The organism is Vasconcelosia minhoensis LEGE 07310, assembly GCF_015207255.1.
Classification (GTDB): domain Bacteria; phylum Cyanobacteriota; class Cyanobacteriia; order Phormidesmidales; family Phormidesmidaceae; genus Vasconcelosia; species Vasconcelosia minhoensis.
The window spans coordinates 1-25,685 of record NZ_JADEXG010000043.1 but is presented as its reverse complement, the minus strand read 5'-3'; the positions used below and the strand labels follow the sequence as shown (position 1 = coordinate 25,685).

The window sequence follows — 25,685 nt, the reverse complement described above, 5'->3', positions numbered from 1 at the left end:
TAAACCTTTCTAGAGATCTTGGCTCTGAAACTTACAGAAGCTATCAAGCCCGAGTTCATCAATCGCGTCGTTCATAAGGGAGAAATCTCAATGAGTCTGGTCACAGAGCTAATTCTTGACGCCGATAGCGAGGCCCGCTATCCCGCGCCAAAAGAACTTCGAATTTTTCAAGATTTTGTCAAAACCGGAGAACAGCGAATTCGGATTGCCAAAGCGCTGGCCGAAAACGAACAGCGTATTGTTCAAAATGGTAGTCAAAAATTTTGGGAGCGCTGCCCTAACACGCCGAGTAACAGCGGCAACGATCGCAAGACGGCCTCCTGTCAGCGCGATCAGGGCTGGTATGTGCGCCTGATCGCCTATTCTATTCTGGCCGGGAGTGAGCGCCCCCTGGAAGAGATTGGTACGGTCGGCATTAAGGAGATGTACAACAATTTAGAAATTCCAATTCGGAATATTGCCGAATGTATGCGCTGTTTGAAGGAAGAAGCCCTGGCCGTCCTGAGTGAAGAAGATGCGCAGGAAGTTGCACCGTACTTTGATTTGATCATCCATTCGCTGCTGTAGGCGGAAATTAATCTAAAAGGAGACAACCATGCAAGACGCTATCACCACCCTGATCAATTCCTCTGACGTACAGGGTAAGTATTTAGACGATGCTTCCCTAGAGAATCTGCAATCCTATTTTCGCAGCGGCGACCTGCGGGCGCGGGCGGCCATGACCATCAGCGCCAATGCCTCAATGATTGTGACCAAAACAGTGGCCAAAGCGCTGCTCTACACCGACATCACCGCCCCCGGCGGCAACATGTATACCTGCCGCCGCTATGCCGCCTGCGTCCGCGATATGGACTATTTCCTCCGCTATGGCACCTACGCCATGCTAGCGGGCGATCCGTCCATTTTAGACGAACGCGTGCTCAACGGTCTGAAGGAGACCTATAACTCCCTGGGCGTGCCGGTAGGTGCGACGGTGCGGGCGGTACAGGCGATGAAAGAAGTGACCACCGAGATGGTGGGAGCAGAGGCGGGCCGAGAGATCGGCACCTTCTTTGATCACATTTGTTCGGGCCTGAGCTAGCGATCGCGCCCCATTCCCCCACCTCATTTTAGGAACCATGATCATGAGCATTATTACTCAGGCGATTGCCAATGCCGATCGAGAGGCGCGCTATCTCAGTCGCGGAGAATTGGAAACCATTGACCATTTCTTCCACGACGGGCAGCAGCGTTTGCGGATTGCCTCCATTTTGACGAACAACGTGCAGGCGATTGTTGAAAAAGGCAGCCAGCGGTTTTGGCAACGCTGCGCGATTACCCCTAGCAACAGCGGCAGCGAGCGGTTCCAGGCGTCCTGCCTGCGCGACCAGGCCTGGTTTATGCGCCTGATTACCTATGCCGTGGTGGTAGGCGATATCGACCCGATTGAGGCCAGCGGCGTTAGGGGGGGCAAAGCGATGTATCTCTCTTTAGAAATTCCCCTCCGCAACGTCGCGGAATGTATGCGCTGTCTCAAGGAGGTCACCCTGGACATGCTGACCCTGGAGGACGCAGCTGAGGTGGGTCCCTATTTTGACTACCTGATTCAGGGGCTGGTGCCCTAGCACAGCCCCAGGCAAGCCCTAGGCAAGACCTAGTGAAATTTTTAGATTTGGAGCTTTAGAAACGCCATGACCGATCGGATCAACGGAGGCAGCCCAGCCGTCCATCCGCAGCCCTATCACACCGTGCCCACGGCTGTGATTGTTGAGGCCTGCCAGCGCGATCGCTATCTGAACCACAGTGAGACCCGGCAGCTTTCGGCCTTCTTTAGCACCGGGCTGAGGCGGCTGGAGATCGCCCAGGTTCTGACTCAGCAGGCTGAAAAGATCGTGGCCGCCGGGGCCAATCGGATCTTTGTTGGCGGCAACGCCATGGCCTATCTAGAGCGGCCCGAAGAGCCGCTAGGGATGCCGGGTTCGGGCTACTACGTGGGGGAAGACTATCTCTCTGCCGCTGCCAGAGCTAAACGGCAGAGTTCCAGCGGCTATCAGGGCGGCTACCAGATCGATTCTGTCAACGGTATCGTGGAATGGTTTAAGGGACTGCTCGCCGGGGGCAAACCCAATGTTCCCAGCAGCTTTCGCACCATCGATATCTCCCGCTACGGCAACGTCCGGATGAAGCGCTCCATGCGCGACCTGAGCTGGTTTTTGCGCTATGTCACCTACGCGATCGTCGCTGGGGACACCAGCATCATCAGCGTCAACACCCGCGGGCTGCGGGGCGTCATTCCCGAAGACGTCACCCTCGCCACCGTCGTCGCTCTGCGCGAAATGCAGTGGAAGGCCCTAACCTATTTTCCCTCTGAAACCGCAGCGGCCCTGGTGCGGCGATATTTCGACGTGCTGATTACCGACTACTGGGTGGAAAAGCCCGCCCATCGGCTGCGGGCCGGGGTTTCAAAACATCACCAGGGGCTGGAGCTGCCCCAGAGCTATGGCGACAGTGACAGCCCCAGGCCGCGCTGGGTGATGAAGCCAGACCTGCCCGATATTGAAAAAAACGAGGCGGTGCGGGCTGCCTATCGGCAGGTCTTTGAGCGCGATATTACCCATCCCTACGGAGCGGCGGTCACAGAGCTGGCCTCGCAGGTCAAAAGCGGACAGGGGTCGATGAAAGAGTTCATTCGCCAGCTGGGAAAGTCGCGGCTCTACCGGCAGCTCTACTACGAGCCCTTTACGATTAGCCGCAGCATTGAGCTGGGCTGTCGCCACTTCCTGGGACGGGGACTGAGCTGCCTGGAGGAATTTCAAACCTACTTCGACGTGATCTCTGAACGGGGCTTCCCGGCCCTGGTAGATGCCTTCATCGACTCTCAGGAATATGCCGACTACTTTGGCGAAGAGACCGTTCCCTACCTCCGGGGCCTGGGGATGGAGGCGCAAGAATGCCGCAACTGGGGACCGCAGCTAGATCTATTCAAATACAGCGCGCCGATGCGCAAGGTGCCCCAGTTTGTCACGACTTTCGCCGGATATCAACAGCCGCTGCCCAATCAGCACCCCTATGGCCAGGGCAATGACCCGCTGGAGATCCAGTTTGGCGCTATCTTCCCTCAAGAAAACCGAGATCCCAAGGCCCAGCCTGCTCACTTCAGCGAAGACAGCCGCCGAATTTTAATCAGCAGTGGCGATCGCAAAGGCCGTTCCCATGACGCTGGCAACGGCACCCACGGCCACACCGACCTGGGACGAGTTCCCGGCTCAGCCGAACAGGTCTGGTCGCTGTCGCCCCCTTCCCTGAACAACGGCCACAGCCTGGAACCCGTCTACCGCCGGAAAGACGACTCTGCCCCGGTCAGCTTCAACAGCGCCCGCCATTCTCCTGAAGAAGTGATTTTAGCTACCTACCGGCAGGTGTTTGGGCGTGAGGTCTTCGAGAGCCAGCGTCATTCCATTGCCGAGTCCCAGCTCAAAGGGGGACTGATCACCCTGCGGGAGTTTGTGCGCCAGCTGGCTCAGTCGGCAGCATTTCGTCGCCTCTACTGGGAGCAGCTCTACGTGACCAAGGCAGTCGAATACATCCATCGGCGGCTGTTGGGACGCCCCACCTACGGACGGCGAGAGCTGAATCGGTACTACGACATCTGCGGTCGTCAGGGCTTCTATGCGCTGATCGATGCCATCGTAGATAGCGCCGAATACGCCGAGGTCTTTGGCGAAGATACGGTGCCCTACGAGCGCTATGTGACGCCGCGCGGGCTGGCCATGCGATCGCCCCAGGGGCCGGTTGCCTGGTCCAAACCCCGGGTCAATCCGCCTACGGCAGGGCGGGTGATGATGGGCCACCGGGCCGATGGCGCTGGCTCGGTGACGGCGACGATGGCCCCGCCCGCTCAGCCTGACGACAACGAGCAGCCCGCTAAAGCTGACGAGCAGCCCGCAGCCGCTTCTACAGCACCAGATGGAGAACAACCGTCCAATCGGCTTCTAGCTGAGAACCTACCCGAGGTTTCACAGGACGCCGATAAATCTGTTGCCGTCGCCGCGCCGCCCGCCATCGCGCCGCCTGAAACCAATGAGGACTAACTCAACCCCATACTCCTGTCACCCGATTAAAAGTTCAAAATGATTCAAAATCAACCGAATTCCCCCGATGAATGCTCTAGAAAGCAAGACTGCTGGGTGCCGCCGGACTTAGATGCTCTCTTGGCCCAAAGGCCCCGCTACCGTCTGGTCCATCGTTTGACCCATCCCTTTAGCTATCGCATCCATATCGGCTGGTTCGGGGGCGTGCAAATCTATCCCAAAGTTGAAAGCCATGAGTATCGTTAAACAGGTCATTCTCAACGCCGACGAAGAGCTGCGCTATCCGACGCCGGGGGAGCTGCGGACGATTCGCAGCTTCTGCAAAACGGGGGAAGAGCGGATTCGCTTGGCTAGAACGTTAGAAGAAAAGGCTCAAGCCATCGTCGATCGCGGCACTCAAAAGTTTTGGCAGGTCTGCCCCAAAACTCCCAGCAACAGCGGCGACCGCCGTAAAACTGGGGCAGCAAAGCGAGATATGGGCTGGTATATTCGCCTGATTAGCTACTGCCTGCTGGCCGGAGACGATCGGCCACTGCGCGAGATCGGCCTGGTGGGGATGAAGGAGCTATACACCAATATCGGCATTCCCCTCGCCAACATTTTGCAGTACCTGCGCTGCCTCAAGGCCGAAGCGATCGCGCTGCTCGATGAGGCCGAAGCGGCGGCGATTATTCCCTACTTTGACGAAATTATTCAAGAGCTGGCCCTGCCGGGACCACCCTATTACATGAACGACGGCCCTGGCGAAAGTGAGCCCGTTTAAGCCGCTTCAGGAAACACTTTGAATTGGATGTATTGAACAAAAGGACAGAGCTATGACAATTTCAATGGGCGCGCTCAGGCCCGCTAAAAGCTGGGCAGGGATATTGGACGACTGGCTGAAGCGCGATCGCTTTGTGTTTATCGGCTGGTCGGGGCTGCTGCTGTTCCCCTGTTCCTACCTGGCGATTGGGGCCTGGTTTACCGGTACCACCTTTGTCACCTCCTGGTATACCCACGGGCTGGTGAGCTCTTATTTAGAAGGCTGCAACTTTCTCACCGTGGCCGTATCCACCCCGGCAGAGAGCATGGGGCATTCGCTGCTGCTGCTGTGGGGGCCAGAGGCCAACTGGGACTTTGTTCGCTGGTGCCAGATCGGCGGCCTGTGGACCTTTACGGCGCTGCACGGCGTACTGGCGCTGATGGGCTTCATGCTGCGGCAGATTGAGATTGCCCGGCTGGTGGGGATTCGGCCCTATAACGCGATCGCGTTTTCGGCCCCGATTGCGGTCTTTGTCGCGACGTTTCTAATCTATCCGCTGGGCCAGTCGAGCTGGTTCTTTGGGCCGGGGTTTGGGGTCGCTGCAATTTTCCGGTTCCTGCTATTTTTCCAGGGATTTCATAACTACACCTTGAATCCCTTTCACATGATGGGCGTGACGGGAGTGCTGGGGGCGGCCCTGCTCTGTGCGATTCACGGGGCGACGGTGCAAAATACGCTGTTTAGAGACACCGAAGGGAAGAACACCTTCAAGGGCTTTGCCACCACCCAGGCCGAAGAAACCTATTCGATGGTGACGGCCAATCGCTTCTGGTCTCAGATTTTTGGGATTGCCTTTTCCAACAAGCGCTGGCTGCATTTCTTCATGCTGTTTGTGCCGGTTGTGGGCCTATGGATGAGCGCTATTGGCATGATTGGTCTGGCCTTTAACCTGCGGGCCTACGACTTTGTCAGCCAGGAAATCCGAGCGGCGGAAGACCCCGAGTTCGAGACGTTTTATACCAAGAATATCTTGCTGAATGAAGGCGTCCGAGCCTGGATGGCGGAGATGGATCAGCCTGCAAAGCAGTTTGTCTTTCCCGAAGAAGTACTGCCGCGCGGTTTTTCCGAATAGGCTGGGCCTCAGAGACCCGACAGTTTTAACAACAAGATAATCCATTTTTAAGGAGGGTTCCCCTGTGGAAACACCCATCGAAACCATTCCAGATGCGGCCATTACCCTGCCCACTGAGGCGGGGTCGCTGATCGCCCCGGCCCGCGCGGGCTATGATGAAACCTCCAGTGGCTTCGCCTGGTGGGCGGGCAATGCCCGCTTCATAACCACCGAGCTGTCTGGCCGATTTTTAGGGGCTCACGTGGCCCACGCCGGGCTGATTGCGCTCTGGGCAGGCGGTATGCTGCTCTTTGAAGTCTCCCACTACAATCTGTCCCAGCCGATGTATGAGCAGGGATGCATTCTTATGCCCCACATCGCCAGCCTCGGCATCGGCGTGGGCCACGGCGGCGAAATTGCCAACATCTTTCCCTTTTTCGCCATCGGCGTGGCTCACCTGATCGGCTCGGCCTTTCTCGGCGTGGGCGGCATGTACCATGCCATCCAAGGACCGGAGAAACTCTCTGGGTTTTTCCAGTTTGACTGGACCGATAAGGCCAAGGTGGCGCAGATTCTCGGGTTTCATATCCTGATTCTGGGAGTATTTGCCCTGCTGTTCGCCGCCAAGGCGATGTTCTGGGGCGGCCTATACGACCCCTGGGCACCCGGCGGCGGCGACGTCCGGCTGATTACGAATCCCACCCTCGACCCGCGCATCATCTTTGGCTATCTGTTCCGCAGCCCCTTTGGTGGCAGCGGCTGGATTGTCGGCGTTAACAATCTGGAAGACGTGATCGGCGGCCATATCTGGATTGGCTCAATTCTGATTCTCGGGGGCATCTGGCATATTTTGGTACCGCCTCTGCGCTGGACCTACAACCTCTTTCCCTGGACGGGCGAAACCTACCTGTCCCAAAGCTTGGGCAATGTAGCCGGGCAGGCGTTCATCGCCACCGCCTTTATCTGGTTCAACAATACGGTCTACCCCAGCGTCTTCTATGGTCCCACCGTGCCAGAGGCGTCTCAGGCCCAGTCGCTGGTATTTCTAGCCCGCGACCAAAACCTGGGGGCCGATGTCGCGGCGGCTCAGGGACCCACCGGTCTGGGTAAGTACCTACAGCGTTCGCCCACCGGAGAAATCATCTTTGGCGGCGAGACCATGCGCTTTTGGGATGCCCGAGCGCCCTGGATTGAGCCCCTGCGCAGCACCAACGGCCTAGACCTGGAGAAGCTTCAGAAAGACATTCAGCCCTGGCAGATTCGGCGCGCAGCGGAATATATGACCCACGCGCCGCTGGGGTCGCTCAACTCCGTCGCCGGGTTAGCGACAGAGACCAACGCCTTTAACTTTGTCTCGCCCCGCACCTGGCTGGCCTCGGCTCACTTCATTTTTGCCTTCTTTTTCCTGGTGGGCCACCTCTGGCACGCCGGGCGGGCTAGGGCGACCGCCGCTGGCTTTGAGACCGGCATTGACCGCGAAAATGAGCCCGTGCTCTCAATGCCGCCAATCGATCCCAGCCTGCGGTCGGACTGATCCGCCGCCGAGCAAGGCTCATCAAAACAACGACAAAAACCAGGAGAAGAACTCAATGGGACTGCCTTGGTATCGCGTTCACACCTCTGTCTTAAACGATCCGGGACGACTGATTGCGGTGCATTTAATGCACAATGCGCTCTGCGCTGGATTTGCCGGTTCAATGCTGCTGTTTGAGCTATCCCGCTATGACCCCAGCGACCCGGTCTTGAATCCGATGTGGCGGCAGGGCTGCTTTTTAATGCCGTTCGTGTCTCGCCTGGGGGTAACCAACTCCTGGCAGGGCTGGAGCGTCACCGGAGAAACCTTTGCCGACCCGGGGCTTTGGACTTTTGAAGCGGTTGCGATCGCGCACATCGTCTTCTCCGGTCTAGAATTCCTTGCCGCCTGCTGGCACTGGGTTTACTGGGATGTTGCCACCTTCTTCGATCCCAAAACCGACGAGCCGGTAATCGACCTGCCCAAGGTCTTTGGCATTCATTTACTCTTGGCGGGGCTGCTGTGTTTTGGCTTTGGGGCCTTCCACCTCACCGGCGTCTTCGGGCCAGGGATGTGGGTTTCCGACCCCTATGGACTGACCGGCCACATCCAGGGCGTCGCTCCCGAATGGGGAGCCGCTGGCTTTGACCCGCAGAATCCTGGCGGGGTCGTCGCCCATCACATTGCCCTGGGCATCGTGGTGATCATTGGGGGACTGTTCCATATCTTTGTGCGGCCTCCCCAGTACCTCTACCAGGCGCTGAGGATGGGCAACATTGAGGGTGCCCTCGCCAGCAGCCTAGCCGTCTTCTTCGCGGCTGGTTTCATTGCCTCCGGTACCATGTGGTACGGTACGGCAACCAACCCGATTGAGCTCTGGGGGCCGACCCGCTACCAGTGGGACCAGGCCTATTTTCAAAAAGAGATCAGCCGCCGGGTTCAGAATGGACTGGAGCAGGGCAAGAGCCCATCCGAAGCCTGGTCGGCGATTCCCGCTAAGCTGGCCTTCTACGACTATGTCGGCAACAGTCCCGCCAAGGGCGGCCTCTTCCGCGTCGGTCGGATGGTAGACGGCGACGGCCTGCCGACCGGCTGGCTCGGTCACCCCGTCTTCAAAGACCAAGCCGATCGAGAGCTGACCGTCCGCCGCATGCCCAACTTCTTTGAAAACTTTCCCGTTGTGCTGACCGACCGGCAGGGCATTGTTCGGGCAGATATCCCCTTCCGCCAGGCCGATTCACAATATAGCTTCGAGCAGACGGGCCTGAGCGTCAGCTTCTACGGCGGCGCCCTCGACGGCCAGACCTTCACTGACCCTCAGGAGGTGAAAAAGTATGCCCGCAAAGCCCAGCTGGGCCAGCCCTTTGAGTTTGACCGTACGGTCTACGACTCCGACGGGGCCTTTAGAACCAGCAATCGCGGCTTCTTTGCTTTCTTCCACGCCTGCTTTGCCCTGGTCTGGTTCTTTGGCCATATCTGGCACGGTCTGCGGGCCCTCTTCCAAGATGTCTTCTCGGGGGTCGATCCGGCGCTGAATATCGAACAGGTAGAGTGGGGCTATTTCCAAAAAGTAGGCGACCCCACCACCCGGCAAACGACGACCATTTCATAGACTGATCTACCTCTTAACGATCGCTGCATTCATGTAGAGGTACACAACCGAGTATCTCTACATGAATGTTTTTCAGTTCTTGTCCTCTACCAAACAAAAGGTCACCCATGCAGCAAAAATATGTCTCAAAAAATAAAGCGCCGATTCAGTACGCGCTGAGAAAGCTAAATTCGGAAGCCGGTCGCGTTTCGCCGGGCTGGGGCACCACCCCAATCATGGCTGTGCTGCTGGTTTTGCTGCTGATCTTTATGCTGATCATCTTGCAGATCTACAACGGCTCGATCATGCTAGAAGGCGTCAATGTAAATCGAGAAAATCCGGTTTTTACCTCTTTTTGACCCTCCCGACATCGGCTAGACTGCTGGCTCTCGCCGCTCTCTTTTATCCTTTAAGATCACCATGCGAGGAAGTTGAACCATGCCCTACCTGTTTTATTTAGCCTACGGCGAAGGCCAGTTTGGCGCTACCGCCAGCGGAGTTTTTTTGGGAATAGCGGGATTAGTGATTGGCTGCGTCGCCTTTGTCCTGCTTTCTTACAAGGCTTACCCCGCCGATCAGGAATAATGCCTCCGATCCCACATCGCAGTCAATCCCACTAGAAGAGCTGTACCGCCATGTCACATTTTAGCTATATCAAAACTCGCATTCGCGATTTAGAAGAACTTCAGGCGGCTCTCACCGACCTGGAGATTGAATGGAAACCCGGTCCTAGACAGGTCAAGGGCTATCAGGGCCAAACCTGCACCGCCAATGTCGTGATTGAGCAGCCCAACGGCCACGATATCGGCTTTGCTTGGAACGGTGAAGAATATGCCCTGGTGGCCGACCTCCAGTTCTGGAAACAGCCCCTATCGGTAGAGGGATTCTTGAGTCAGGTCGTCCAGCGCTATGCCTATCAGAAAATCGTCAATGAGACGGCTCGGCAGGGCTTTGAAGTCACGGCGCAGCAGCAGCAAAAGGACGGCTCCATCCGGGTCGTGGTGCAGCGCTGGAGCTCATAACGTTGTCATGAAGTTGTCATGCTGTGACAGTCAGGCCCTCTTTGAGAGAGGGCCTTTTTTTCTGACATCCCGATATTTTGGCTCTACTGCAAGAAGAATTGAGGCTGTACAAGCCTTAATCCTTCTCCCGTTCTGGGCTACTGTGTATACACAAATCGGAGCATGGCAGAGTATTGCAGATGGCCCACCCTTCGGGAAGAGCAAGCTCTACATCCCCCAGCCCCTTCTCCCAGATTTGGGAGAAGGATTTAGGATGAGGGCTACGCACGGCTAACCTTTCAGAAGCTGTGTATATGCGGCAGCCTAAGTAGTCAGCCAAAATTAATTACATGCTTTTTGCAGAGCGAAGTCTGATGTCATGCCGAGCTGGTCGAGGCATCTCACCCTGAAGCATCAGCATTCGAGAGATTCCTCGCTTGCTCGGAATGACAAATCCTTTTATGGATCAAGGATTTAATAAGATGCACAACTCCCGAGCCCTCATCCCCAACCCTTCTCCCGGGGGAGAAGGGGGCCGGATCTAGCTCCCTCTCCCCCGGGGAGAGGGCCGGGGTGAGGGCCGCGAGACATGCACAAATGGTCAAGTTATTTAATTCTCGATCCTATGTAAATTTCAATGCTCAGGTACTTATTCTGTGAGCGGGGACTTGGCTAGCTTAATCAGCTGATCAGAAAAGCGCCTTCTTTGGAAGGCGCTCTTAGCCTTAGATGCTTCAGCTAAGCATTAAGCCTGGATTTCAGGAGCCCGTAGCGCCACTGGCGTTGGCTCACCGCTGGCTAAATCCAGGGGAAAATTGTGGGCATTGCGCTCATGCAGCACTTCAAAACCTAGGCTAGCTCGGTTGAGGACGTCAGCCCAGCTTGGCAACACCCGACCTTGCGAATCTAGAACGGAGTGATTGAAGTTAAAGCCGTTGAGGTTAAACGCCATCGTGCTGATGCCCAAGGCAACTAGCCAGATGCACACCACCGGCCAGGCCGCTAGGAAAAAGTGCAGCCAGCGCGAGTTATTGAAGCTGGCATATTGAAAGATCAGGCGGCCAAAATAACCGTGGGCAGCGAGGATGTTGTAGGTTTCTGCTTCCTGACCGAACTTGTAACCATAGTTTTGAGATTCGGCATCGGTAGTTTCACGCACCAGGCTGGAGGTCACCAAAGATCCGTGCATCGCCGAGAACAGCGAGCCACCTAGCACCCCTGCAACCCCTAACATGTGAAACGGATGCATCAAAATATTATGCTCTGCCTGGAAGACGAACATAAAGTTGAAGGTGCCGCTAATCCCCATGGGCAAGCCATCAGAAAAGCTGCCCTGACCGATGGGATAAATCAGAAATACGGAAGTCGTCGCTGCGACAGGGGCAGAGTAGGCCACACAAATCCAGGGACGCATGCCCAAACGATAGCTCAGCTCCCACTCTCGCCCCATATAGCAGAGCAAAGCGGGAATATAGTGGAAAGCGATCATCTGGTAGGGACCGCCGTTGTAAAGCCATTCATCTAGGGTAGCAGCCTCCCAAATTGGATAAAAATGGAGGCCAACGGCGTTGGATGTGGGAACGACAGCCGCCGTGATAATGTTATTGCCGTAGAGCAACGAACCCGAAAGCGGTTCGCGAATGCCGTCAATATCGACGGGCGGCGCTCCGATAAAGGCAGTGACAAAAACGGTTATGGAGACGCCGAGCAGGGGAATCATCAAGACGCCAAACCAGCCCACATAGAGCCGATTTTCAGTACTTGTGACCCAATTACAGAATCTATCCCACGGGGATAAATCTGGACGTTGGAGAACGGTAGTCATGAATTTACAAGATGTAGTTGTCTAAATGGACAAAGCCATTAGAACAAAACAAAATGGAGATATGATGAAGACTGGAGAATACAGGATGTCTGCTAACCGGTAGCGTCTCAAACCTGAGATTCAGCGCTGTCAGTCGATTGACTGCTAACCTCCTACAAATCGGCGTCAAGGAGCGTCATTCAGTCAATGCTGCTAGCTAAACGTATATGCCTCGACAGCTCATTCGAAATGCGACAGTTCTGCCCTTCACCCATCAGCCCAGCGGGGAGTTAGATCTGACTGTTCAGAAAGCGGACGTCTTAGTCGAGGATGATCGAATTATGGAGGTCGCCGCTCGAATTGAAGCTGTGGCTGACTCCGTCAATAAACCCCTGCACCATTGCCCGTGGGCGACCTACGGCGAGTATGAGACAGAGCGAGCAGAAATGTATCATCATGCCGAACGGCTGATGCCCGCCATCGAGGCCACCTACCAAAAGGCAATGGCCCAGCCGCTGCCGATTGAGCGCTTTACCCGCATTGAATAAGGATAGAACCCATGACTCCCCAAATCTCTGTTCCGGCTCAGCCATACCTGCTGACGCTGACCCTGGAGCGCACGGCGCTGCTGGTGATCGATATGCAAAATGACTTTTGTACCGAGGGCGGCTGGGCCGATCGCATGGGCTTAGGCGTTCGCTACACCCAGCAGCCGATCGGGCCATTGCAAACCCTGCTGGCCGGGCTGCGTCGAACACCCGTGACCATTATCCATACCCGCGAAGGTCATCGCCCCGACCTGAGCGACTGTCCGCCCCATAAGCTAGAGCGCTCTAGGCGACAGCAGGCCGAAATTGGCAGCGAGGGACCCATGGGAAAGGTGTTCTTCGCTGCGAGGGCTCCCGCCGCACTAGGACTGCGCTTACTCGGTCAGGGTTTGAAATTGGGTCTCAGTGAGGCGACCGGCTTCCAGTAAAGTTTCAGCAATTTCAGAAATCGTCATCACAGCATGGCCCTGATAGCCGTTCTGTTTCAGCCGATCCATCACCCCTTTTTCGTGGTCAATAAACACCACGATGTCTTTCACATTCAAGCCAACCGACTGGAGTTTAGCAGCCCCCGCCATGGCGCTCCGTCCTGAAATCAGAATGTCATCGACCACCACAGCCGTTTCTCCCTCGTGATATTGGCCTTCAACCAGTCGCCGGGCACCGTGGGCTTTAACTTCTTTACGCGGAAAAATCATAGGGCGATCGAGGCGCAGGGCTAAACCAGTCGCGGTGGGTAGGGCACCGTAGGGAATGCCCGCAATCCGCTCAAACCTCAGCGTTTTGAGGATGGTGGCATAGGCCCCAATCACCTTGTCGAACACCTGCGGATTGGAAATAATCGTTCGCAGGTCAACATAGTAGGAGAATGTCTCACCTGAAGCCTGAACAAAGTTACCAAACTGAAGGCAGCCAATGTCGTACAGCTGCAAGATTAGATCTTCATGGGGTAGCGGCTTTAATAGACAGATATCGGAAACCCAAACTGAGCAGGAAGGATGCTGCTGGGCGACGGCTTCTCGGACCTGATTGACCTGAGCTTTCAAGGCTTTCACAGTTTCAAGATAAGTCTTCTCGCCAGCGGCAGGTATCAAGACCTCCGTCGGAACAGGAATCAACAGCCCGTCTCCGTCAGCATTGAGCCCCGCTTCTAAGAGCTTTTGCAGATCGCTGCCCTCCGTCCAAACGCTCCGAGCCAGAATGCAACGTTCTGGCGCAGTGGCGCGGATGCGGGCCAGGACATCAGGGCTAGGCGCACCGACTTCCAGCCCAACCTGTTTGGGCAGCCCCCAGGTTCTAGCTTCGTTGCCCAAATGGAGATAGAACGGGGTATCTGCGGAGGGATAGGCTTGTAGGGTTTGAGCGGTCGGATTGCTCGTGGTGCAAAGCACAAAGATTCCCAGGTCAGGGTAAAGCAGAAATGGAGCGGCCAGGTCCTGCCCTGAATAGGCATTGAGCGTAACCGCATCGACCTGCCAGGCTCGAAAAATAGTTTGGGCAAAAATCGTATTGCTATTGAGGTCGCTGTGATTCGCATCCAGGATAATCGGGATAGCGTCAGGGATGCAGCTGAGCGTCTCATGCATCAGCTCTATCCCTGCCACCCCCAGGAGCCGGTAAAATTCCGGGTTGAGTTTGAACGCGCAGACCGAATCCGCTGTGTCAGCAATTAAGCTCTGGAGCCAGGCCCTGAGTTTGCCTAGCTGCGGGTGGTCATGCAGTGCCCTTTCCAGAGAATACTCCGCCTGAGGTTTGGCTAGCGCGGCATAGCACTCTGGCCAAACTTCGGGACTCGGATCCAGCCCGACATAGAGCAGACTCTGATTTTGGGAGATTGCTTTGCTCAGTTTGTCAAAGAAGTTCATCAGCCCGCTGCCAGTTAAAGATGGGTCGAAGCCCAGCGCATCCGATTAAGCCAAATGGTTCAGCTATAATTGCTCATCTAAACATATCAGCGTCTGCAATAGGACTGCTGCCCCCTGGGCGCATTGCTCAGGGCTGGTGTATTCAATCTCTGCATGACTGACACCGCCCCGACTGGGGACAAAAATCATGCCCATGTCGGTGATTCGGCCAATTTCTTGGGCATCGTGGATGGCCCGGCTCGGCATACTGTGATGGCTCAGGGCGAGGTCGTCACAGACTTGGGTAATGAGCCGACCAGTCTCCGCCTGTCCGCGCTAGAGCTGCGGACAGAGGAAGGTCGATGGCGGTGCGATAGTCTGCCAGCTCGGGGCCAACGCTGCCCGCGATCGCGCGACTGCCAACCATGCTGCCTTCCTCATGGAGCCGGTGACCAAACTCGCCAGGTCACGGCATTTCCTTCCAACATTTGATCATTTTTCCAAGTTCTCTTGCAGCAGATAGGCAAATAGTAGCAGTGCTTTTTCACCGCCCGGCTTTCCAACTAGCTGTATCCCCATCGGTAGTTTTGAAGACGATAAACCATAGGGAAGGGAGATTGCGGGCAGCCCAGTTAGAGAAATCGTGTAGGTGATAGTGAGGTAATCGATGATATTCCGCAACTTAACACCGTCTATTGTTAGAACCTCGGACTGGGTATGGGGAAATGAAGGCAGGCTAGCGCTTGGCGTGATCAAAATGTCGTAGCGCTCGAAGAACGTTAGGAAATTGAGGTAAACGCGATCGCAATCTGCCTCGGCCTGCAATAACTCCGCTGCTGAAATCCCCTCACCTCGCTGAATATTCCAGCGAACGCTCTCCGACAGCAGCTCAGGATATTTCTTCAAATGCCCGGCCTGCTTATGCCGTAGGGTAGCCGCGCGCAGGGTTTCAAAGGCAGACTGGGCCAGGGAGCAGTCTGGATGGTCGGCTGTCATCGTTTGACAGAGGGGCGCTATTCGCTCAATGGCCTGCTCAAAGGCCTGAACCGTTTCCGCCGCGACCGTGGCAATCCCCAGGTCCGGGCTGAAGCCGACCCGAACCTGGCCTCGCAGCCGCTGCGCCTCAGAAAATTCTGGCAGCTCCCAGCTTCGCCCAACCGAGAGCGGGTCGCGCCAGTCTTCGCCTGCCATCACCGAGAGCATCAGGGCGGCATCTTCGACCGTACGCGCGATCGCGCCATCAGTATCTAGCCAGTCTCGCAGCAGCGGCTTGCGTCGGCGCGGAATCCGGCCCGCCGAGGGACGTAGGCCAACCACGCCGCAAAAGCTAGCGGGCGTGCGGACTGAGCCGCCCATATCGGTGCCCTGGGCTAGAAAGCACATCCCAGTAGCAACGGCAGCGGCGGCCCCACCGCTAGATCCGCCCGAGGTTTTGAGCGGGTCATACGGATTGGCAGTAGGCCCATAGAGCGCGTTGTTACAGTGTGCGCCCAGGCCAAACTCGGGCGTATTGCTCTTGCCAATCAGGATGCCGCCCGCAGCGTGCAGGCGAGCCAAGCATAGCTCATCCTGAGTAGGGACATGATCTTGGTAAATCAGAGAACCATAAGTAGTGCGAACCCCCGCTGTCGCCGTTAAATCCTTGGCCGTAAAGGGAACGCCGTGGAGGGGACCGACGGGCGAATTTTCCGCGATCGCGATATCCGCCTGCTGGGCTTCAGCGACGGCGCGATCGCGACAGACCGTAATCAAAGCCTTGAGCTTCTGATTATGCCGCTCAATCTGCTCAAAACAGGCCGCCACCGCATCGACGGCCTTGACCTGCCCGGTTCGAATCGCTGCTACCAGCTCAACCGCGGAAAGTTGGTGAATCACACCAGCCCTTCCAGTTCAAACTCTTCACCGTCATATTCGTCTGCGACCTCGATCTCGCCAGAGACAATCTTAGCCGATAGCCCCCTAACCGCCGCCTGGACGAAGAGCGGCACCGTCGGGGCCATGGCCAGGCGCACGGCCTCCGGCACTTCTAGCCCAATCTTATGCTGAGTAGACAGATCAAAGGAGCCGCTGAGATAGTCCTGCGTGGCTAGGAAGCTGGCCAGGCTGACATCCGCGATCGCGGAGGCAATAAACACTTCTGGCGCCACCGGGTACCAGTCTCGCACATTGCCGATCTGGTAGGTTCCCGTTTCTTGGCAGGCTTCGATGGCGCCGACGCGACCCGCGTTCAGCATGGTAAAGATAATATCGGCTCCGGCTTCAATTTCAGCTAGAGCAACGGCCTTAGCCAGTTCAGCATCGTCCTGATCGCCACAGAAGATCGTCAGAAATTCAGCCTCAGGATTGGTGTGGCGGAGACCGTCGGCAAAGGCTGCTCGTCCCTTCAGCCCCGGTCGCACGCGGATACCGGAAATATGGCCGACAGTCTGTGTTTGAGTCAGCAGACCCGCTGCCGCCCCAGCTAGCCAGGCGGACTGTTCCTGAAGCACCTCATAGCTGGTGAAATTGGGGCCAGTGATGTTGCCTTGAACAATCACAAAGGTCTGGTCGGGATATTCGGGCGCAACCTGCTCTACTGCCTGGGCGTTCTGTCCCCCATGGGCAAAAATCAGGTCCGGCTCGGCTGCTGAAAGCTCTCTTAAGGCGTTGGTAAGCGGGTCCATTTCAGGCGCAATCTGGTCGATGTAGAGCGTCTCTGCGTCTAGCTCCTGCTCAATCTTGAGCAAGCCCTGATAGCCCGCCTCCATAAAGCCGCCGTCGTCAATCTGGCCGGGAATCAGCATCCCGACCTTTAAGGACTTTGCCGAACCCGCCTTTTGCCCTCCCAGTACGGAAAGAGCAGCGCTACCCAGACTTAGCGTGGCCATTTGAGCGATAAAAAGCCGTCGGGAATGATTTTGCATAATGCTTACTCTGTTAGCTTTTTGGTTTCCTGCCTTTTTACATCGAGGCTAACCGTCGAAGTCCTACTAGCCGATCACCTAAAATCGAGACGGCGCCAGTCAGCACAATCAGTCCTGTAGAAATTGCAGCCATTGTTTGCGTTAATAAAAGTTGAACAGCGAAAGCCCAGCATGACATGTGAAAAACTGTAGGCTCGCCCATAGTGGCATCTCAGTTGATTAGAAATTAGATGAAACAGTGATAAAAATCAGTTCATAGCAAACTTAGAAGACTGGATGAGCCAGTCGGCAATGCCTAGGAGCCGGGCATCCGCTCTGGGTGGCGCGACTAATTGAACCGCTAAAGGCAATCCATTTGCAGCAGTCCCGGCGGGGATACTGATTGCCGGTAGACCGCACAGTGTCCATAGCGCACAGAATAGGGGAGAACCGGTATTTTCTAGCCCTATAGGAGCGGGACCTGTTGTCACCGGCGTGAGGATGGCGTCTACTCGACCGAATAGCGAGTTCAGATAGCGGTGATAGTGAACGACGGCCTGGCGAGCCCGGCCATAGGCAAGCGGGGGCAGAGATCGCGCCTGCTCAATCAGCCCCCGCAGCTTAGGCGAAACCTGGTCAGGATGCTGGGCCAAATCTTTCCCATGGTTAACAGCCAGCCCGCTCATCATCAGGGTTTCAATATGGGAAAAATAGGCTGTAAAGTCAGCCGATAGCGCTACCTCAGTCAGCTCTGCGCCAGCGGCGGCAAGGCTCTCTGCCTGACCCATCAGAGCCGCCTGACCCTCATTCTCAACCTGTGCCCAAAACGGCCCCCGCAGCAGCCCAATGGTCGGCGGTTGTATCAGCCGCTGTACCTCAAAGGAAAACGGCTGTGTCCAACAGTCCGGGTCGCGCCGGTCGGAACCCATGAGCACCGAGCAAAGCAGGGCTAGATCGTCAACGCTGCGAGCAAAGCAGCCCACCTGATCGATCTCGCGACTGACCGGCATAACGCCAAACCGGGAAATGGTGCCAAAGCTCGGCTTAAAGCCCAAAACGCCGCAGTAGGCTGCCGGGCGCAGCACTGACCCGACGGACTGCGTACCGATAGCGAGCGGCACCATCCCTGCCGCCACTGCCGCAGCGGAGCCGCTTGAGCTAGCGCCAGGGGTATGGTTGGGATTATGGGGATTGGTCGTCTGCGTCGGTTGCCCAGACGCATATTCGGTTGTCGTTGTCTTACCCAAAATGATTGCGCCCGCCTGCCGCAGCCGCTCGACGACTGCGGCATCGTAGCCCAGATTGCGATCGCGATAGATCGGCGTACCCCACTCGGTTGGCAGGTCTGCGGTGGCAATAATATCCTTCACGCTCACCGGAATTCCGCCCAGCACACCCCGGTAATTTTCCTGACAGTCTAAACGCTCTGCTTTCTGCTGAGCCGCCGCTGAATTCAAACATTGCCAGGCTTTAACCACCGGTTCACGGGCGGAAATTTGGGCCAAACAGTCTTGCAGCAGGGACTGAATAGCAAATCCCTGGTCTATTTTATGGAGGGCCTGGGTGGCGGTAAGCGCTGGGCTAGAAAGCATTGCGATCAGGGCTAGGCCAAAACGGTAAGATGGTCGCGGTCCATATTCTTGGAGAATTTATGGCGTTGCAATATCATCGGGACTTCTATGGCTATGGTTCGACTCCCCCCGATCCAGACTGGCCAGACCAGGCGCGGCTAGCCGTCTCCTTTGTGCTGAATATTGAGGCTGGGGCCGAGCTGTCAGTTTCCATGGCGGATGAGCGAAATGAGAGCGTCTATGAGATTGTTCAAGAGATTAAGGGCGTTCCCGACCTGTCGATGGAGTCTCATTTTGAGTACGAAAGCCGGGTGGGACTATGGCGCATCTTGGACCTGTTTGAGTGGTATAACCTCAAAATCACCGTCAGCATTTGCGCCAGGGTGCTTGAGCTGTCTCCTTGGATTGGAACTGAAATTATTCAGCGCGGGCATGAGGTAGGCTGTCATGGCTATCGGTGGGAGCATCTGGCAAATATGACAGAAGCGGAAGAAAGACAAACGATTACACGAACGGTAGAGATTATTGAAAAAACGACTGGGGTGAGGCCAGTGGGCTGGCATACTCGCGCACCGAGCAGTCCCAGAACCCGCAGTATCTTAGTAGCGCAAAATTTTCTTTACGATTCCGATGCCTATAACGACGAATTGCCTTACACCGTGGAAGTTCTAGGTCAGTCTCACATTGTTTTACCCTATAGCTTTGACACCAACGATATGCGGTTTACAGGCGCGGAGACCTTTCGCCTAGCCTCAGACTTTTCGACTTACTTGATCAACAGCTTCGACTGGCTTTGGGAAGAGGGCGCGGCTTGTCCTCGGATGATGACGGTAGGTCTGCATCCCCGCATCATTGGCCGACCGGGGCGAATACCGGCGCTCAGAGATTTTCTTGACCACGTTCAGCAGCATGACCCGGTTTGGGTGGCTCGGCGCGATCAGATTGCCCGGCACTGGCAGCAGCGGATGCAGCGGGGAGATATCCCCATTCAGCCCATTTCACCCGCTTAGCTGAACGGCCATCTGGGGTTCCGAGAACAGCCTGCCCCAGCCTTGAACGCGAGAGGGATCGGCCCCGGCTAGCATGAGCGATTTCCAGACGACCACCGATATCGTGTCAAAAATCGGTATTTGGGTCTGCTGCTCCAGCTGATTGACCAGCGGCGCCGTGCGTAAGTTGGTGCAGAAGGTCATGATCGCTTCAGGTTCGCTAGCTGCCACCGTATGAACCATCTCAGCCAGCTGGTCAGGTCCCACTTCAGAAAAGTCAAAGTTGACCGATAGGCCGAGATGCTGCTCCGCAATGCAGCGGATACCCGCGTTGGCAAAATTATTGATAATCCGTTCTTGAACAGCAGTGAGATAAGGAGTCACTAGACCTATTTGGGAGAGATTGCGATCGCGAAAAATCTCCAGCAGGGCCAGCACTGAAGTCGTTGCCGGAATTCCCGTCGCCTGAGTAATTGCCTCACAAAGCTGAATATCGGCCTCAAATCCCAACCATCCAGAGGAGGTGCCGTTCCAGGCAATCACATCCACCTGGGCGTCGGCTAGCAGCTCTGCTGCTTGGAGCAGCGGAGACAGGTCAAACTGCTCCAGCGCCTGCTGCCGCAGCGAAATTTCAGTCACCCGAAAGCGTCCAAAGTGGGCTGAGACATCGGGCAGCCCGGCAACCATGGCGCTCGTGACCGGCTCTAGAACCGTGTTTGATGAGGGGGTAAGCATCCCCAAGAGCGTGCGTTTAACCATAGGTATGACTCTACGGAATATTGGCTTTCATGAATAATGTATACATTCAAAATGAGGATTACCGTAGCTTTAGCTACATTCCGGAAAGAACCCCCTTCCCGACAATTTTTTAAGCTAACGTTTTGGACTGAGGAAAGAAAGACCCAGCGTTTTTGGGGGCTTTGAGTCCGGCTGCCCCCAGAATTAGGGGACTGTAGAGCTTGCTCTTGCGGAGCTGCCGCTGCGGGCGGAATATCGGCGCGATCGCGCTCACCTCATCCAGGATTTCTACCTTCCCTGCCTGGAACAGGCTCTTCAATATGACGTAAAGGGAGTTTGGGCGCTATTGTAAGGGTATAAAAGGGTATAAGCTGAGTTGGGAAGGTCTGAGCGATGACGACAAAAGAGCTGATTTTGCAAGAGCTGGAGCAGATGCCCGAAGCTACTTTAAAGGCGGTGCTTGATTTTTTGCGATCGCTTAAGCGAGGACACAAGGAGTCTAGCGCGGAAAGTCCCTTTGCTCAGTTTGCAGGAATTTTGAGTGACGAGGAGGCCGAGGGCATTCAGGCAATGGAAGCATGAAACGCTAATGCACTACGATGGCCAAGCCATTCATTAACCGCCAGCTTGCTTCAAATAGGGCTAGAGGCAAACATCTTTCTCCTTGCATTGGATCATATACGCCACAGCTCTCATCCGCTATGCTGACGACCACAACCGCATGGCTACATTGAATGTTGTCAATCGGTTTTAAGTTCACGTAGACGATAGGGTAGACATCAGATCTGACCAAAGTCGTCAGCTCGCTCAACGATAAATTGACTTTCTGAGAGCGTTCAAAGCCAAGCTGCCGCACTGCATCGACAGCCTTCAGGGCTTCTGTACCAAAAACCGTACAGTCGCAACGGTCTCTAAGCTCTGCCTCGCTTAAGCTGAGACCCAAACCAGCCAACACCATTCGCAAGCAGGCGGGCACACAGGAATAGGACGTGGCCTGCTTATAAAACTGGGGCTTGGAGCTCATTCGGCCGGGTGTTATACAGCTCAGCAGCAGTCCGTTGCAAATCTTCGACCTGTGATACTGATAGCAGAACGCCGGAGAATGCGCTGACTAGCGCTTCGCCAACTTTTCCTATGCTGCCTGTAGTGGGATACGTAAGCTCAATAGGCACGTACCAAATGTGACGCGACGTAATCGGTTGAGCCGTACCTGCTGTGAAGCGATCGGGCAAGTTATCAAGCAGCCACCCGTTGACGATAGCTTCTGCCTCAGATGACCCTATCGCCGCCTGCGCTCTATGATTTTGCCACGACTCTATCAAGAGTAATAGCGCCTGCATTTGCTCAGGAGTAAGCTTCTTGACAGTATCAATAGTCGCTTGCTGAAGATTTTCCATTGTTAGTACTGCTCCGCAGCTAGACTCATTTCTATTATGGCAAGTTCCTATGCTTAGAGAGCGTTGCAAAGCAAGCAGCAGCTATCGGGTAAGCTATAAGTTTAGCAGAGCTGCCGCTGTGGGCGGAACATCGGCGCGATCGCGCTCACCTGCTCCAGGATTTCTACCTCCCCTGTCTGGAGCAGGCTACCCAATACGACCGGGCCGTAGGCTTCTTCTCAACCACTGCTATTCTATCTAAAATAGAATCAGACCATTACCGTCCAGAATTATGGAAATCACGCTAAAACCTGAGCAAGCTAAGTTTATTCAGACGCAGGTTACTCGCGGTCGCTATGCTAACCCTAATGAGGTCGTTAGTCGTGCTCTGAAGCTGCTGCAAGAATGGGAACAGGAATATGAGCAATGGCTAGCAGAAACTCGTCAAAAGGTCGAGGTCGGCGCAGCACAAGCGCAAGCGGGGGAGGTGCTTGATCTAGAAGCCGTGACGGAACGCCTGCGGGCAAGAGTGATAAAAGCACAGGATACGGAAGGATGAGACGCTGCACGATCGCTCGTGCAGCAAGCCAAGATCTAGATGATATCATCGACTATTTTCTAAGTCGTAACGTTGATGCTGGCGATCGATTTATCCAGAGCTTCAATCGAAAGTGCCAACAATTAGCACAGTTTCCGCATACAGGCCGTAGCTATACGGAGATTATGCCAGAGCTTAGAGGGATGCCGTTACAAGGCTATATTATTTTTTACCAGGTTACAGATGAAGCTATTACGATTCTTCGCGTTCTTAGTGGATACCGAGACCTGCGGTCAGTCTTTTTAGAATGAGTAAATCAGTGTCGAGTAGGCCAATGTCATCACAGACAGGATTGATAGAACCCGTCTAACTGAAAGAAAAGAGCGAGCTGTGAGGTCAGAGCGTTGGGTTTAGCGGAGCTGCCGCTGCGGGCGAAATATCGGCGAGATCGCGCTCACTCAATCCAGGATTTCTACCTTCCCTGCCTGGATCGGGCCACCCGGTATGACCGAGCCGTGGGCTTTTTCGCTAGCACTTCGATGGCCGCCGTGGTCCGGGGGCTGGAAGTCTTTATTCGCTCAGGCGGTCGAATGCGGCTGGTGGCCTCGCCCTGCCTGTCAGCAGAGGACGTAACCACGATTGAGCAGGGCCTGAGCAGGCGAGACGCGATCGTCGGCGAAGCGCTGAGCCGGAGTCTGGCTTTGGCGCTGAGCGCAGAAGGCGGCGCATTTTGAAAGGCTCTAGCAGAATCAGACGGGCAGCGTGGAGATGAGATTGCGAGCAGGACAATATTCGGCTGAGCGGTGAGGTCTATGCGCTGGTGGGGCACAGTGTAGATGAGTTTGAGTGGACTGAAGTAGTTGCAGTTCGCTGAGTTCGAATTAGAATACTGACATGAGTTCTTCAAGGTTTGAGATTCCAATAGTAGATAGTGAGCTGCTGAATGAGATGGTTCAGTCCGTGGTAAAGGCTGTAGATCCCACACAGATCATTTTGTTTGGTTCACGGGCAAAAGGTAGCGCTCGCTCAGATTCAGATGTTGATTTTTTAGTGATAAAAGCTGAGGGGTTTGGCCCTCAGCACAGCCGACGCCAAGAAGCTATAAGGGTTTGGCGGACTTTGGCAAAATTTGGTGTGCCTACTGATGTGCTGGTATATAGCACTGAGGAAGTAAGAGAATGGAGTAAAAGCCCGAATCATGTGATTTCAAAGGCGTTAAAGGAAGGGCAGTTGCTATATGAGCGACCTAAAGCAGGCTAGAATGCTACTATTGGTTGCTCAGCGCGACCTGAGAGCGCTCAGAGGAATGATAGATGCTAGCGTTTTTGCAGATGAGGTTTTTGGATTTCATGCCCAGCAGTCTGCAGAAAAAGCGCTGAAAGCATGGCTTGCGACATTAGGAGATGTGTATCCTCAGACCCATGATTTGGGTGTCTTATTGCAAAGGTTGGAAAACTATGAGTGTGAGGTGACTGAATTTTGGGAATTACTGGAGCTTAATCCATTTGCTGTACAAATGCGTTATGACCTGATTGAAACGGATGACCTAAAGGTGAATCGTGACGACTTACTTAAGCGCATTGAGCTGCTTGAAAATACTGTGAAATCAGTAATTGACAGCCAACCCGAAAATAGTTCAATCCTTAGCAAGCCGACATGATTTTTGAACTGAACGCCTTCCATCACATTGCCGAGATGTTTGAAGCCTCGAATCCGCTGCCAGCGGTTCTGAGCACTCTGCACCAATTTGAAGACCAAGCGAGCTAGGGGTCAGAGCGTTGGGTTTAGCGGAGCTGCCGCTGCGGGCGGAATATCGGCGCGATCGCGACCCTCTAAATTCAGGACTTATACATTCCCTGCCCAAAGCAGGCTCTTCAATATGAAGTAAAGGGGGTTAGGCGCTATCGTAAGGGTATAAGCAGAGCTGGGAGGACTAAACGATGACGACAAAAGAGCTGATTTTGCAGGAGCTGGAGCAGGTGCCGGAAGCAACTTTGAGGACGGTGCTCGATTTTCTGCGCTCTCTAAAGCAAGGACGCACTGAATCTAGAGCGGAAAGTCCCTTTGCTCAGTTTTCAGGAATTTTGAGCGACGAGGAGGCTGAAGACATTCAGGCCATGGTCGCTGAAGAGTTTGAGCAGGTTGACCTGAATGCCTGGTGAAGTAGCGCTAGACACTTCAGTCGCGATTCAGTTTCTAAATGGCAATGAAGCGATTGCAGAACGGGTGAAAGCGCTATCGATGGTGATTTTACCCCTGCCAGTAGTGGGGGAATTGCTCTTTGGGGCTGAGAACTCAGGTCGAACCCTGCATAATCTGTCTCAGTACCTGAAGTTTATCGATACCTGTAAGGTTGTGCCGATGGGGCTAGAGACGGCCCGGCACTATTCGCAGATGCGGCTGAGTTTGAAGCGCAAGGGGAAGCCAATCCCCGAGAATGATTTGTGGATTGGGGCACAAACCATCGAAAATCATTGGACTCTGGCTACTTTCGATAGGCACTTCAACTTCATTGATGGGATAACGGTAGTCAATTGGATCAGTCAAGACAGCTAGCTGGGGGTCAGGGCGTTGGGTTTAGCAGAGCTGCCGCTGCGGGCGGAATATCGGAGCGATCGCGCTCACCTCATCCAGGATTTCTACCTCCCCTGCCTGGAGCGAGCCATCCGGTATGACCGAGCTGTCGGCTTTTTCTCCAGCACGTCCATGGCGGCGGTGGCCAGGGGGCTGACGGCGTTTATTCGCTAGGGGGGCCGAATGCGGCTGGTTGGCTCAGTAAGATTGAGGATTATAGGTGGATTTCCGATGCTAGCATTCTGGCTGATGAAAGATTCAGGTTAAGGCGCGGCAGTCAATGGAACTAGCAAAGGCTGAGCTTCTATGCTATTACGGCCAGAAGTTTCAAAAGATCAGAGTTGACCGAGCGCATGGCGTAGCTCCGCATAAGCCAATTCTGCTGCTATCGGTCATTGAGCATATTCAGAAAGGGATTATCAGCGAAAACCGAATTTTTCTAACACCCGCGCTGATTCAGACCTTCCTGAAGTACTGGGTCTACTTTGGCTCTCCTACCCACAATCCTGACATTTCTAAACCCTTCTTCCACATGAGAAGTGGAAAGTTCTGGCATCTCTGGCCAAATCCAAGGTTTGAAAGGATATTTGCTTCGAAAATCAAGCTCAAGACGTTTGCTGAGGTCAAACGCGCTATCAAGTTTGCTTATACTCTAGCCGGTTCGGGCTTGAACTAATTCTATAGTCATGGTGAAATTGAGTTAGCCCACCCAAAAGACACCGCGGTCATGATTCAACTAGAGTTCAGCGAAGCCGACATTAGCGCACTTGAATACGAGCGCTATCACCACCCT

General features: G+C 55.0%; 34 protein-coding genes and 1 pseudogene. 24 read left to right on the top strand and 11 right to left on the bottom strand.

Annotation, left to right across the window (positions count from 1 at the left end; translation table 11 throughout):
* Window positions 1-90: 90 nt before the first annotated feature.
* From apcD (IQ241_RS16830) to IQ241_RS16775, 12 genes are all read left to right on the top strand, one after another.
* Complete coding sequence (gene apcD / locus IQ241_RS16830) at window positions 91-567, top strand: allophycocyanin subunit alpha-B (RefSeq protein WP_193909296.1); 477 nt, start codon at window positions 91-93, stop codon at window positions 565-567.
* Between the two features lie 28 nt (window positions 568-595).
* Window positions 596-1,081, top strand: coding sequence for a globin family protein (locus tag IQ241_RS16825; protein WP_193909295.1), 486 nt, complete (start codon window positions 596-598; stop codon window positions 1,079-1,081).
* 43 nt (window positions 1,082-1,124) lie between these two features.
* Complete coding sequence (gene apcD / locus IQ241_RS16820) at window positions 1,125-1,604, top strand: allophycocyanin subunit alpha-B (protein ID WP_193909293.1); 480 nt, start codon at window positions 1,125-1,127, stop codon at window positions 1,602-1,604.
* A gap of 66 nt (window positions 1,605-1,670) precedes the next feature.
* A complete protein-coding gene (locus tag IQ241_RS16815) occupies window positions 1,671-4,070 on the top strand; it encodes a phycobilisome rod-core linker polypeptide (RefSeq protein ID WP_193909291.1) in 2,400 nt (799 codons plus the stop codon).
* A gap of 39 nt (window positions 4,071-4,109) precedes the next feature.
* Window positions 4,110-4,316, top strand: a complete 207-nt coding sequence (locus tag IQ241_RS16810; RefSeq protein ID WP_193909289.1) for a hypothetical protein — start codon at window positions 4,110-4,112, stop codon at window positions 4,314-4,316.
* Window positions 4,303-4,833 carry a globin family protein gene (locus IQ241_RS16805; RefSeq protein WP_193909288.1) on the top strand — a complete coding sequence of 177 codons (531 nt, stop codon included), beginning with the start codon at window positions 4,303-4,305 and terminating at the stop codon, window positions 4,831-4,833. The genes IQ241_RS16810 and IQ241_RS16805 overlap by 14 nt, the downstream gene beginning before the upstream one ends.
* 64 nt (window positions 4,834-4,897) lie before the next feature.
* The gene (psbD, locus tag IQ241_RS16800) at window positions 4,898-5,944 is read left to right on the top strand and encodes a photosystem II D2 protein (photosystem q(a) protein) (RefSeq protein ID WP_390622468.1); all 1,047 of its coding nucleotides are present in this window, start codon (window positions 4,898-4,900) and stop codon (window positions 5,942-5,944) included.
* Window positions 5,945-6,029: 85 nt separating this feature from the next.
* Complete coding sequence (psbC, locus tag IQ241_RS16795; RefSeq protein ID WP_390622467.1) at window positions 6,030-7,457, top strand: photosystem II reaction center protein CP43; 1,428 nt, start codon at window positions 6,030-6,032, stop codon at window positions 7,455-7,457.
* Window positions 7,458-7,512: 55 nt separating this feature from the next.
* Entirely contained in the window at window positions 7,513-9,048 is a 1,536-nt protein-coding gene (gene psbB, locus IQ241_RS16790; RefSeq protein ID WP_193909281.1) for a photosystem II chlorophyll-binding protein CP47, read from the top strand.
* A gap of 107 nt (window positions 9,049-9,155) precedes the next feature.
* Window positions 9,156-9,386 (top strand): photosystem II reaction center phosphoprotein PsbH, encoded by a 231-nt coding sequence (gene psbH / locus IQ241_RS16785; protein WP_193909279.1) that lies wholly within the window; start codon window positions 9,156-9,158, stop codon window positions 9,384-9,386.
* Window positions 9,387-9,465: 79 nt separating this feature from the next.
* Window positions 9,466-9,612 (top strand): hypothetical protein, encoded by a 147-nt coding sequence (locus tag IQ241_RS16780; protein WP_193909278.1) that lies wholly within the window; start codon window positions 9,466-9,468, stop codon window positions 9,610-9,612.
* Between the two features lie 50 nt (window positions 9,613-9,662).
* Complete coding sequence (locus IQ241_RS16775; RefSeq protein ID WP_193909275.1) at window positions 9,663-10,049, top strand: DUF1257 domain-containing protein; 387 nt, start codon at window positions 9,663-9,665, stop codon at window positions 10,047-10,049.
* 724 nt (window positions 10,050-10,773) lie between these two features.
* On the opposite strand, the gene psbA is transcribed toward IQ241_RS16775, so the two are convergent.
* A complete protein-coding gene (gene psbA, locus IQ241_RS16770) occupies window positions 10,774-11,853 on the bottom strand; it encodes a photosystem II q(b) protein (protein WP_193909273.1) in 1,080 nt (359 codons plus the stop codon).
* Window positions 11,854-12,059: 206 nt separating this feature from the next.
* Between psbA and IQ241_RS16765 the strand changes: the two genes are divergently transcribed.
* On the top strand, window positions 12,060-12,380 hold the full coding sequence (locus IQ241_RS16765) for a hypothetical protein (RefSeq protein ID WP_193909270.1): 321 nt from the start codon (window positions 12,060-12,062) through the stop codon (window positions 12,378-12,380).
* 11 nt (window positions 12,381-12,391) lie between these two features.
* Entirely contained in the window at window positions 12,392-12,808 is a 417-nt protein-coding gene (locus tag IQ241_RS16760; RefSeq protein WP_193909267.1) for a cysteine hydrolase family protein, read from the top strand.
* Here IQ241_RS16760 and IQ241_RS16755 read toward each other — a convergent pair.
* The 6 genes and pseudogenes from IQ241_RS16755 to IQ241_RS16735 all read right to left on the bottom strand — a co-directional run bounded on the left by IQ241_RS16755 (window position 12,755) and on the right by IQ241_RS16735 (window position 18,698).
* A complete protein-coding gene (locus tag IQ241_RS16755) occupies window positions 12,755-14,245 on the bottom strand; it encodes a bifunctional orotidine-5'-phosphate decarboxylase/orotate phosphoribosyltransferase (protein ID WP_193909265.1) in 1,491 nt (496 codons plus the stop codon). The two genes, IQ241_RS16760 and IQ241_RS16755, sit on opposite strands and share 54 nt — an antisense overlap.
* Window positions 14,246-14,308: 63 nt before the next feature.
* Window positions 14,309-14,533, bottom strand: a pseudogene (locus tag IQ241_RS16750) (M20/M25/M40 family metallo-hydrolase); the annotation flags it as partial.
* A complete protein-coding gene (locus IQ241_RS26015; protein WP_265579907.1) occupies window positions 14,517-14,651 on the bottom strand; it encodes a hypothetical protein in 135 nt (44 codons plus the stop codon). The gene IQ241_RS26015 and the pseudogene IQ241_RS16750, both read right to left, overlap by 17 nt.
* Before the next feature lie 65 nt (window positions 14,652-14,716).
* Window positions 14,717-16,099: an amidase gene (locus tag IQ241_RS16745; RefSeq protein ID WP_193909260.1), complete on the bottom strand. Its 1,383-nt coding sequence runs from the start codon at window positions 16,097-16,099 to the stop codon at window positions 14,717-14,719.
* Window positions 16,096-17,127, bottom strand: coding sequence for a BMP family protein (locus IQ241_RS16740; RefSeq protein ID WP_228021791.1), 1,032 nt, complete (start codon window positions 17,125-17,127; stop codon window positions 16,096-16,098). The genes IQ241_RS16745 and IQ241_RS16740 overlap by 4 nt, the downstream gene beginning before the upstream one ends.
* Window positions 17,128-17,375: 248 nt before the next feature.
* Entirely contained in the window at window positions 17,376-18,698 is a 1,323-nt protein-coding gene (locus tag IQ241_RS16735; protein ID WP_193909257.1) for an amidase, read from the bottom strand.
* A 59-nt stretch (window positions 18,699-18,757) separates the two neighbouring features.
* On the opposite strand from IQ241_RS16735, the gene IQ241_RS16730 reads away from it, so the two are divergent.
* Window positions 18,758-19,687 carry a polysaccharide deacetylase family protein gene (locus IQ241_RS16730; RefSeq protein ID WP_193909254.1) on the top strand — a complete coding sequence of 310 codons (930 nt, stop codon included), beginning with the start codon at window positions 18,758-18,760 and terminating at the stop codon, window positions 19,685-19,687.
* Here the strand turns inward: IQ241_RS16730 and IQ241_RS16725 are convergent.
* Together IQ241_RS16725 and IQ241_RS16720 are read right to left on the bottom strand one after the other, a co-directional pair.
* Window positions 19,676-20,425, bottom strand: a complete 750-nt coding sequence (locus IQ241_RS16725; RefSeq protein WP_193909252.1) for a maleate cis-trans isomerase family protein — start codon at window positions 20,423-20,425, stop codon at window positions 19,676-19,678. The two genes, IQ241_RS16730 and IQ241_RS16725, sit on opposite strands and share 12 nt — an antisense overlap.
* Window positions 20,426-20,534: 109 nt before the next feature.
* Entirely contained in the window at window positions 20,535-20,723 is a 189-nt protein-coding gene (locus IQ241_RS16720; protein ID WP_193909250.1) for a hypothetical protein, read from the bottom strand.
* Window positions 20,724-20,797: 74 nt separating this feature from the next.
* On the opposite strand from IQ241_RS16720, the gene IQ241_RS16715 reads away from it, so the two are divergent.
* A complete protein-coding gene (locus IQ241_RS16715) occupies window positions 20,798-20,986 on the top strand; it encodes a hypothetical protein (protein WP_193909248.1) in 189 nt (62 codons plus the stop codon).
* Window positions 20,987-20,990: 4 nt separating this feature from the next.
* Here IQ241_RS16715 and IQ241_RS16710 read toward each other — a convergent pair whose 3' ends face one another.
* Complete coding sequence (locus IQ241_RS16710; RefSeq protein ID WP_265579906.1) at window positions 20,991-21,362, bottom strand: cysteine peptidase family C39 domain-containing protein; 372 nt, start codon at window positions 21,360-21,362, stop codon at window positions 20,991-20,993.
* A 40-nt stretch (window positions 21,363-21,402) separates the two neighbouring features.
* Entirely contained in the window at window positions 21,403-21,801 is a 399-nt protein-coding gene (locus tag IQ241_RS16705) for a hypothetical protein (RefSeq protein ID WP_193909244.1), read from the bottom strand.
* Between the two features lie 271 nt (window positions 21,802-22,072).
* On the opposite strand from IQ241_RS16705, the gene IQ241_RS16700 reads away from it, so the two are divergent.
* From IQ241_RS16700 to IQ241_RS16665, 8 genes are all read left to right on the top strand, one after another.
* Entirely contained in the window at window positions 22,073-22,339 is a 267-nt protein-coding gene (locus IQ241_RS16700) for a type II toxin-antitoxin system ParD family antitoxin (RefSeq protein ID WP_193909242.1), read from the top strand.
* Window positions 22,336-22,629, top strand: a complete 294-nt coding sequence (locus IQ241_RS26620; protein ID WP_193909240.1) for a type II toxin-antitoxin system RelE/ParE family toxin — start codon at window positions 22,336-22,338, stop codon at window positions 22,627-22,629. The genes IQ241_RS16700 and IQ241_RS26620 overlap by 4 nt, the downstream gene beginning before the upstream one ends.
* 93 nt (window positions 22,630-22,722) lie before the next feature.
* Window positions 22,723-23,052 carry a phospholipase D-like domain-containing protein gene (locus IQ241_RS16690; protein ID WP_193909237.1) on the top strand — a complete coding sequence of 110 codons (330 nt, stop codon included), beginning with the start codon at window positions 22,723-22,725 and terminating at the stop codon, window positions 23,050-23,052.
* Window positions 23,053-23,212: 160 nt separating this feature from the next.
* On the top strand, window positions 23,213-23,578 hold the full coding sequence (locus tag IQ241_RS16685) for a nucleotidyltransferase domain-containing protein (protein ID WP_193909235.1): 366 nt from the start codon (window positions 23,213-23,215) through the stop codon (window positions 23,576-23,578).
* Window positions 23,556-23,978, top strand: a complete 423-nt coding sequence (locus IQ241_RS16680) for a HEPN domain-containing protein (RefSeq protein ID WP_193909233.1) — start codon at window positions 23,556-23,558, stop codon at window positions 23,976-23,978. The genes IQ241_RS16685 and IQ241_RS16680 overlap by 23 nt, the downstream gene beginning before the upstream one ends.
* 280 nt (window positions 23,979-24,258) lie before the next feature.
* Window positions 24,259-24,480 (top strand): hypothetical protein, encoded by a 222-nt coding sequence (locus IQ241_RS16675; protein ID WP_193909231.1) that lies wholly within the window; start codon window positions 24,259-24,261, stop codon window positions 24,478-24,480.
* Entirely contained in the window at window positions 24,470-24,874 is a 405-nt protein-coding gene (locus tag IQ241_RS16670; protein ID WP_193909228.1) for a type II toxin-antitoxin system VapC family toxin, read from the top strand. Before IQ241_RS16675 ends, IQ241_RS16670 begins: the two co-directional genes overlap by 11 nt.
* A 15-nt stretch (window positions 24,875-24,889) precedes the next feature.
* Window positions 24,890-25,066, top strand: a complete 177-nt coding sequence (locus IQ241_RS16665; protein ID WP_193909226.1) for a phospholipase D-like domain-containing protein — start codon at window positions 24,890-24,892, stop codon at window positions 25,064-25,066.
* Window positions 25,067-25,685 lie beyond the last annotated feature (619 nt).

Bases quoted from the DNA above. Each gene is read 5' to 3' on its own strand.
- apcD (WP_193909296.1), top strand. From the start codon at position 91: ATGAGTCTGGTCACAGAGCTAATTCTTGACGCCGATAGCGAGGCCCGC.
- IQ241_RS16825 (WP_193909295.1), top strand. From the start codon at position 596: ATGCAAGACGCTATCACCACCCTGATCAATTCCTCTGACGTACAGGGT.
- apcD (WP_193909293.1), top strand. From the start codon at position 1,125: ATGAGCATTATTACTCAGGCGATTGCCAATGCCGATCGAGAGGCGCGC.
- IQ241_RS16815 (WP_193909291.1), top strand. From the start codon at position 1,671: ATGACCGATCGGATCAACGGAGGCAGCCCAGCCGTCCATCCGCAGCCC.
- IQ241_RS16810 (WP_193909289.1), top strand. From the start codon at position 4,110: ATGATTCAAAATCAACCGAATTCCCCCGATGAATGCTCTAGAAAGCAA.
- IQ241_RS16805 (WP_193909288.1), top strand. From the start codon at position 4,303: ATGAGTATCGTTAAACAGGTCATTCTCAACGCCGACGAAGAGCTGCGC.
- psbD (WP_390622468.1), top strand. From the start codon at position 4,898: ATGGGCGCGCTCAGGCCCGCTAAAAGCTGGGCAGGGATATTGGACGAC.
- psbB (WP_193909281.1), top strand. From the start codon at position 7,513: ATGGGACTGCCTTGGTATCGCGTTCACACCTCTGTCTTAAACGATCCG.
- psbH (WP_193909279.1), top strand. From the start codon at position 9,156: ATGCAGCAAAAATATGTCTCAAAAAATAAAGCGCCGATTCAGTACGCG.
- IQ241_RS16780 (WP_193909278.1), top strand. From the start codon at position 9,466: ATGCCCTACCTGTTTTATTTAGCCTACGGCGAAGGCCAGTTTGGCGCT.
- IQ241_RS16775 (WP_193909275.1), top strand. From the start codon at position 9,663: ATGTCACATTTTAGCTATATCAAAACTCGCATTCGCGATTTAGAAGAA.
- psbA (WP_193909273.1), bottom strand. From the start codon at position 11,853: ATGACTACCGTTCTCCAACGTCCAGATTTATCCCCGTGGGATAGATTC.
- IQ241_RS16765 (WP_193909270.1), top strand. From the start codon at position 12,060: ATGCCTCGACAGCTCATTCGAAATGCGACAGTTCTGCCCTTCACCCAT.
- IQ241_RS16760 (WP_193909267.1), top strand. From the start codon at position 12,392: ATGACTCCCCAAATCTCTGTTCCGGCTCAGCCATACCTGCTGACGCTG.
- IQ241_RS16755 (WP_193909265.1), bottom strand. From the start codon at position 14,245: ATGAACTTCTTTGACAAACTGAGCAAAGCAATCTCCCAAAATCAGAGT.
- IQ241_RS26015 (WP_265579907.1), bottom strand. From the start codon at position 14,651: ATGGTTGGCAGTCGCGCGATCGCGGGCAGCGTTGGCCCCGAGCTGGCA.
- IQ241_RS16740 (WP_228021791.1), bottom strand. From the start codon at position 17,127: ATGCAAAATCATTCCCGACGGCTTTTTATCGCTCAAATGGCCACGCTA.
- IQ241_RS16735 (WP_193909257.1), bottom strand. From the start codon at position 18,698: ATGCTTTCTAGCCCAGCGCTTACCGCCACCCAGGCCCTCCATAAAATA.
- IQ241_RS16730 (WP_193909254.1), top strand. From the start codon at position 18,758: ATGGCGTTGCAATATCATCGGGACTTCTATGGCTATGGTTCGACTCCC.
- IQ241_RS16725 (WP_193909252.1), bottom strand. From the start codon at position 20,425: ATGGTTAAACGCACGCTCTTGGGGATGCTTACCCCCTCATCAAACACG.
- IQ241_RS16715 (WP_193909248.1), top strand. From the start codon at position 20,798: ATGACGACAAAAGAGCTGATTTTGCAAGAGCTGGAGCAGATGCCCGAA.
- IQ241_RS16710 (WP_265579906.1), bottom strand. From the start codon at position 21,362: ATGGTGTTGGCTGGTTTGGGTCTCAGCTTAAGCGAGGCAGAGCTTAGA.
- IQ241_RS16705 (WP_193909244.1), bottom strand. From the start codon at position 21,801: ATGGAAAATCTTCAGCAAGCGACTATTGATACTGTCAAGAAGCTTACT.
- IQ241_RS16700 (WP_193909242.1), top strand. From the start codon at position 22,073: ATGGAAATCACGCTAAAACCTGAGCAAGCTAAGTTTATTCAGACGCAG.
- IQ241_RS26620 (WP_193909240.1), top strand. From the start codon at position 22,336: ATGAGACGCTGCACGATCGCTCGTGCAGCAAGCCAAGATCTAGATGAT.
- IQ241_RS16685 (WP_193909235.1), top strand. From the start codon at position 23,213: ATGAGTTCTTCAAGGTTTGAGATTCCAATAGTAGATAGTGAGCTGCTG.
- IQ241_RS16680 (WP_193909233.1), top strand. From the start codon at position 23,556: ATGAGCGACCTAAAGCAGGCTAGAATGCTACTATTGGTTGCTCAGCGC.
- IQ241_RS16675 (WP_193909231.1), top strand. From the start codon at position 24,259: ATGACGACAAAAGAGCTGATTTTGCAGGAGCTGGAGCAGGTGCCGGAA.
- IQ241_RS16670 (WP_193909228.1), top strand. From the start codon at position 24,470: ATGCCTGGTGAAGTAGCGCTAGACACTTCAGTCGCGATTCAGTTTCTA.